Below are 5,632 nucleotides of genomic sequence, written 5' to 3' on the forward strand. Positions count from 1 at the left end.
TTTGAAATGTATACAAATAAATGCGCTGAAAGGATGGGAAATTATGAAATTAGGTTTTATTGGTACAGGTAACATGGCATCTGCAATTATGGGTGGAATAATTAAAAATCAGATTATACCGGCAGAAGAGATTATTGGAGCAGATCTGTTTGCACCGGGAAGAGAAAGAGCAAAAAAGCAGTTTGGAATCAATGTGACAGACAGCAATAAAGAGGTTGTAGAGAAGGCAGAGGTAATCGTATTGTCTGTAAAGCCTCAGTTTTATGCAAGTGTAATTGCTGAGATTAAGGACGAGATTAAAGAAAACCAGATCATTATTACAATTGCACCGGGAAAGACACTTGCTTGGTTGGGTGAGCAATTTGGAAAGGCTGTAAAGATTGTTCGTACTATGCCGAATACACCGGCTATGGTAGGAGAAGGAATGACTGCTGCATGTCCGAATGAACATATGACTGAAGAGGAAATTGCATATGTTAAGACACTTCTGGAAAGCTTCAGCCGTGTAGAGATTATTCCGGAACGTTTGATGGATGTAGTGGTATCTGTAAGCGGAAGCTCACCGGCGTATGTATTCATGATGATTGAAGCAATGGCTGATGCTGCAGTATCAGGCGGAATGCCAAGACCGCAGGCTTACCAGTTCGCTGCACAGGCAGTTCTTGGAAGTGCCAAGATGGTGCTGGATACAGGAAAGCATCCGGGTGAACTGAAGGATATGGTATGTTCACCGGCAGGAACAACAATCGAAGCAGTTCGTACACTGGAAGAACTGGGATTCAGAAGTGCAATTATTGAAGCTATGAAAGTATGTGAAGAGATTTCAAAAAATATGTAAGAATATGATACCGGGCTCGAGGGCAGATGCTGATAAAAGGCATCTGCCCTTGCTTCTTTTCGGGAATCTGTGATAGAATCTCTCATAGGTTATAGTGTATAAGACTTCGTACGAAGAACTTCAAATTAAAAAGACTGGTGAAGATATATGAAGAGAGAATTAGATTATTTTACAATAGATGAAGCATTTGGCGGCAATCAGGAATGGTTCACCAATGTAGTTATGAATATCGGAGGCTGCGGGGCTGCGACTGCCTGTGACAGCTGTATTTATTTTGCCAGGTATAAAGGCATGAAGGAATGGTATCCTTTTGATGAAGAACATCTTACAAAAGAAGAGTATAAAGCGTTCAGTCAGATCATGAAGCCGTATATCCGACCACGTGTCGGAGGTGTGAAAAAACTGGAATGGTATATCGATGGCCTGAACAGGTATATTCGAGATGTGAATGAGCAAGAGGGTGTCAATCTGCAGATTACAATGGAAGCATTTTCGGGAAATCACACATGTAAAGCTGCGAGAGATAAGATTCGCAGCCAGATTGATTCCGGTTATCCAATACCGTATCTGATGTTGAAGCACAAAGATACACAGAAATTTCAGGATTTTATCTGGCACTGGTTTTTAGTAGTCGGATATGAAGAACTGAAAAATGATATGCAGATTACGGTTGCCACGTATGGTGAAGCTACGGAATTTTCCCTGAAAGAATTATGGAATACGGGGTATGAGGAAAAGGGAGGAATGATTCTGTATTCAGGTCTGGAGAAGACAGAATTGAAAAGATGAGAAAGAAATAGTCTTTACGGATGAGAAAATATCCGTTACAATGTAGAAAGTATACAAGGAAACTAGGAAAGAAAAGGGGAAATATAGAATGGAAAATCCAATTATAACAATTGAAATGGAAAATGGAGATGTGATAAAAGCAGAACTCTACCCGGAGATTGCACCGAACACAGTGAATAATTTTATCTCTCTTGTAAAAAAGGGGTATTATGATGGATTGATCTTTCACCGCGTGATAAGAGGATTCATGATTCAGGGCGGATGCCCGGACGGAACCGGTATGGGTGGTCCTGGATATCATATTAAGGGTGAGTTTTTGCAGAATGGTTTTGCAAATTCGCTTGCACATACAGAAGGAGTGCTCTCTATGGCACGTGCAATGCATCCGGATTCTGCCGGATCCCAGTTCTTCATTATGCATAAGAATGCTCCTCATCTGGATGGTGCATATGCCGCATTTGGTAAAGTTGTGGAAGGTATGGATGTAGTGAATAAGATTGCAGAAACGGATACAGATTACAGTGACCGACCGCTTACAGAGCAGAAGATGAAAAAGGTGACAGTAGATACGATGGGAATTGCTTATCCGGAGCCGGAGAGAGCATAATAGAATCATTATAAAACTTGTGAATCAGAGTAATTCTGGCAATGATGTGCTGCGCCTTATGGGGCAGCACATTTCAAATGTCAGAAAAGCAGACAGTGGAGGTGTGAGCCGATGGATATGGTTCAGACAGAAAAACTGATATATGAATATGAAAAGAGGGATGAGGACGGCAATGTGATCGGAACATCCAGAGCAGTTGACGGTGTAGATCTTGATGTAAAAGAAGGGCAGTTCATCGCAATTCTCGGACATAATGGATCCGGGAAGTCTACACTTGCGAAACACATTAATGCGATTCTTGTTCCCACACAGGGAAGTATGTGGGTAGATGGGAAGAATACCAGCGATCCGAGGGAAATATGGAATGTAAGGCAGACTGCCGGAATGGTATTCCAGAATCCGGATAATCAGATTATCGGCACTGTCGTAGAAGAAGATGTTGGCTTTGGACCGGAAAATCTTGGAGTGCCTACGGAAGAGATCTGGCAGCGTGTGGAAGAGAGCCTGAAAGCAGTTGGTATGATTGAGTACAGGCATCACTCACCGAATAAATTGTCCGGCGGTCAGAAACAGCGTGTGGCAATTGCTGGTGTTGTGGCGATGGAGCCGAAGTGCATTGTCCTGGATGAGCCGACGGCCATGCTGGATCCGGTAGGACGAAAAGAGGTTCTGAAGACGGTTCAGAAGTTGAGGGCACAGAAACATGTTACGGTGATCCTTATTACACATTACATGGAAGAAGTTGTAGATGCAGATAAGATATTTGTTATGGATCACGGACATGTTGTGATGGAGGGGACACCGAGAGAAGTGTTCTCCAGAGTCGAAGAATTGAAAAGTCTCAGACTGGACGTGCCGCAGATAACAATTCTGGCAGATGAACTTAGAAAGAAAGGGCTTGATATACCGGCCGGTATATTAAGAAAAGAAGAGTTGGTGGATATATTATGTCAATTAAAATAGAACACCTGAATTATGTATACAGTCCGGGAACAGCATATGAAAAACATGCGTTGAAGGATATCTGTCTGGAATTACCGCATGGAGAGTTTGTCGGGATCATCGGCCATACAGGATCGGGAAAATCAACATTGATACAACATCTGAACGGACTGATTAAAGCAACAAGTGGGGCATTGTATTATAATGATGAAAATATCTATGCAGATGGATATAATATGAAAGAGCTGCGCAATCAGGTAGGACTGGTATTTCAGTATCCTGAGCATCAGCTGTTTGAGGTAGATGTAATGTCAGACGTATGCTTCGGACCGAAGAATCAGGGCCTGAGTAAGCAGGAATGTGAAAAACGGGCGTTGGAAGCACTGCAGCTGGTAGGACTTAAAGAGAAGTATTATAAATCTTCTCCTTTTGAACTGTCGGGAGGTCAGAAGAGAAGGGTGGCAATCGCAGGTGTTCTGGCGATGCGGCCGAAAGTTCTGGTTCTGGATGAACCGACAGCAGGACTTGATCCGAAAGGAAGAGACGACATTCTGGAACAGATCGCTTATCTGCATAAGGAGAGTGATATGACGGTCATTCTTGTGTCGCACAGTATGGAAGATATCGCACGATATGCGGATCGTATTATTGTAATGAATAAGGGAAGTGTCATGTATAATGACAGACCGAAGAATGTATTTGCACATTATCAGGAACTGGAGAAGGTCGGACTTGCGGCACCACAGGTTACTTATATCATGCATGCGCTTAAAGAACAGGGATTTCCGGTGGAAGTTAATGTGACTACAGTAGAAGAAGCCGCGGGAGAGATCTTTCGGGTATTGGAGAAGAAAAATGATTAGAGATATAACGATTGGACAATATTATCCGGCAAAAAGTATACTTCACAGATTGGATCCAAGAGTCAAACTGACAGGAACGCTGCTGTATCTGGTGTCTCTGTTCCTGTTCAGCAGTATTTCCGGCTATCTGACTACGACGTTATTTCTGGCAATTGTCATTTATCTGTCAAAGGTTCCGCTGAGTTATATTGTAAAAGGTTTGAAGCCGATCATTATGTTGTTGATGATTACGGTAATTTTTAATCTGTTTCTGACCAGGAGCGGGGATGTGCTGTTTCATGCGTGGATATTTACGATTACAGAAGGCGGTCTTCGCACAGCTGTCTATATGGCAGTACGTCTGATATATCTGATTATAGGGTCTTCGCTTATGACATTTACAACGACGCCAAACGAGTTGACAGATGGCATTGAAGCACTTTTGTGTCCATTGAACAAGGTGCATGTTCCGGTGCATGAGATAGCTATGGTAATGTCAATCGCACTCAGGTTTATTCCGATTCTGCTGGAGGAAACGGATAAGATTATGAAGGCTCAGATTGCACGTGGAGCAGATCTGGAAAGCGGTAATATGATTCAGAAGGCGAAAAGTATGATTCCGATTCTGGTGCCGTTGTTTGTATCGGCGTTTCGAAGAGCCAATGATCTTGCTATGGCAATGGAAGCGAGATGTTATCATGGCGGAGAGGGCAGGACAAAGATGAAACCTCTCCGTTACGAGAAGCGTGATTATGCGGCATATCTAATTGTGATCGCATATGTGGTCGCTGTTGTGTTGATCGGAAGATACGTACCTCTCCATATAGGAATGTTGTGATATGAAAAGAATCAGGTTAGTCGTTGCCTATGACGGAACGAATTATTGTGGCTGGCAAGTGCAGCCGAACGGGGTCACAATTGAAGAAAAATTGAATCATTCTATTACTGAATTGACGGGAGAAAGGATTCATGTTACAGGTGCAAGTCGTACGGATTCAGGAGTACATGCACTTGGCAATGTGGCGGTATTTGATACGGAATCATCCATTCCGCCGGAAAGGTTCGCCTATGCGCTGAATCAGAGACTTCCGGGGGATATTGTGGTAGTTTGCTCAGATGAGGTTTCACCTCTGTGGCATCCCAGACATCAGGATCATATTATAAAAACCTATGAATATCATATTTATAATGAAAAGGTACCGAATCCTCTGAAAAGCAGATACAGTGCGTATGTATCGTTTCCTCTGGATATCGAACTGATGAAGCAGGGGGCATCTTATCTCGTGGGGGAACATGATTTTTCCAGTTTCTGCAATGTAAGGACGAATGCGATAGATACTGTCCGCACGATATATGATATTGAGATCTGGAAGGAAGGACCGGAGATTACGATCCGCGTGACCGGAAATGGTTTTTTATATAATATGGTCAGAATTATAGCTGGCACTTTAATCCGTGTGGGAAGAAAGTTTTATACTCCGGAGAAAATAAAAGATATTATGGAAATAAAGAAACATACCGCGGATGGAGTCACGGCACCTCCGGAAGGTCTGGTGCTTGTAGAGATCAAATATGAAGAACATAAAGTGGTTAATAATTGATGAAATGGCATCT

7 protein-coding genes are annotated in these 5,632 nt (G+C 42.8%); all 7 read left to right on the forward strand.

Annotation, left to right across the window (positions count from 1 at the left end):
* Positions 1 to 43: 43 nt before the first annotated feature.
* The 7 genes from proC (at position 44) to truA (ending at position 5,619) form a co-directional block, all read left to right on the forward strand.
* Positions 44 to 838 carry a pyrroline-5-carboxylate reductase gene (gene proC, locus JQM82_RS14120; protein WP_235251037.1) on the forward strand — a complete coding sequence of 265 codons (795 nt, stop codon included), beginning with the start codon at positions 44 to 46 and terminating at the stop codon, positions 836 to 838.
* 147 nt (positions 839 to 985) lie between these two features.
* Positions 986 to 1,627 carry a hypothetical protein gene (locus JQM82_RS14125; protein ID WP_235251038.1) on the forward strand — a complete coding sequence of 214 codons (642 nt, stop codon included), beginning with the start codon at positions 986 to 988 and terminating at the stop codon, positions 1,625 to 1,627.
* 88 nt (positions 1,628 to 1,715) lie between these two features.
* Entirely contained in the window at positions 1,716 to 2,234 is a 519-nt protein-coding gene (locus JQM82_RS14130) for a peptidylprolyl isomerase (RefSeq protein WP_235251039.1), read from the forward strand.
* A 111-nt stretch (positions 2,235 to 2,345) separates the two neighbouring features.
* A complete protein-coding gene (locus JQM82_RS14135; protein WP_235251040.1) occupies positions 2,346 to 3,197 on the forward strand; it encodes an energy-coupling factor transporter ATPase in 852 nt (283 codons plus the stop codon).
* Positions 3,182 to 4,039 (forward strand): energy-coupling factor transporter ATPase, encoded by an 858-nt coding sequence (locus JQM82_RS14140; RefSeq protein WP_235251041.1) that lies wholly within the window; start codon positions 3,182 to 3,184, stop codon positions 4,037 to 4,039. The genes JQM82_RS14135 and JQM82_RS14140 overlap by 16 nt, the downstream gene beginning before the upstream one ends.
* The gene (locus tag JQM82_RS14145; protein WP_235251042.1) at positions 4,032 to 4,856 is read left to right on the forward strand and encodes an energy-coupling factor transporter transmembrane component T family protein; all 825 of its coding nucleotides are present in this window, start codon (positions 4,032 to 4,034) and stop codon (positions 4,854 to 4,856) included. Before JQM82_RS14140 ends, JQM82_RS14145 begins: the two co-directional genes overlap by 8 nt.
* A gap of 1 nt (position 4,857) precedes the next feature.
* A complete protein-coding gene (gene truA, locus JQM82_RS14150; protein WP_235251043.1) occupies positions 4,858 to 5,619 on the forward strand; it encodes a tRNA pseudouridine(38-40) synthase TruA in 762 nt (253 codons plus the stop codon).
* The last annotated feature ends 13 nt before the right edge of the window (positions 5,620 to 5,632 follow it).

The sequence above is a fragment of the Faecalicatena contorta genome, assembly GCF_021531995.1.
Classification (GTDB): Bacteria; Bacillota; Clostridia; order Lachnospirales; family Lachnospiraceae; genus Dorea_A; species Dorea_A contorta_A.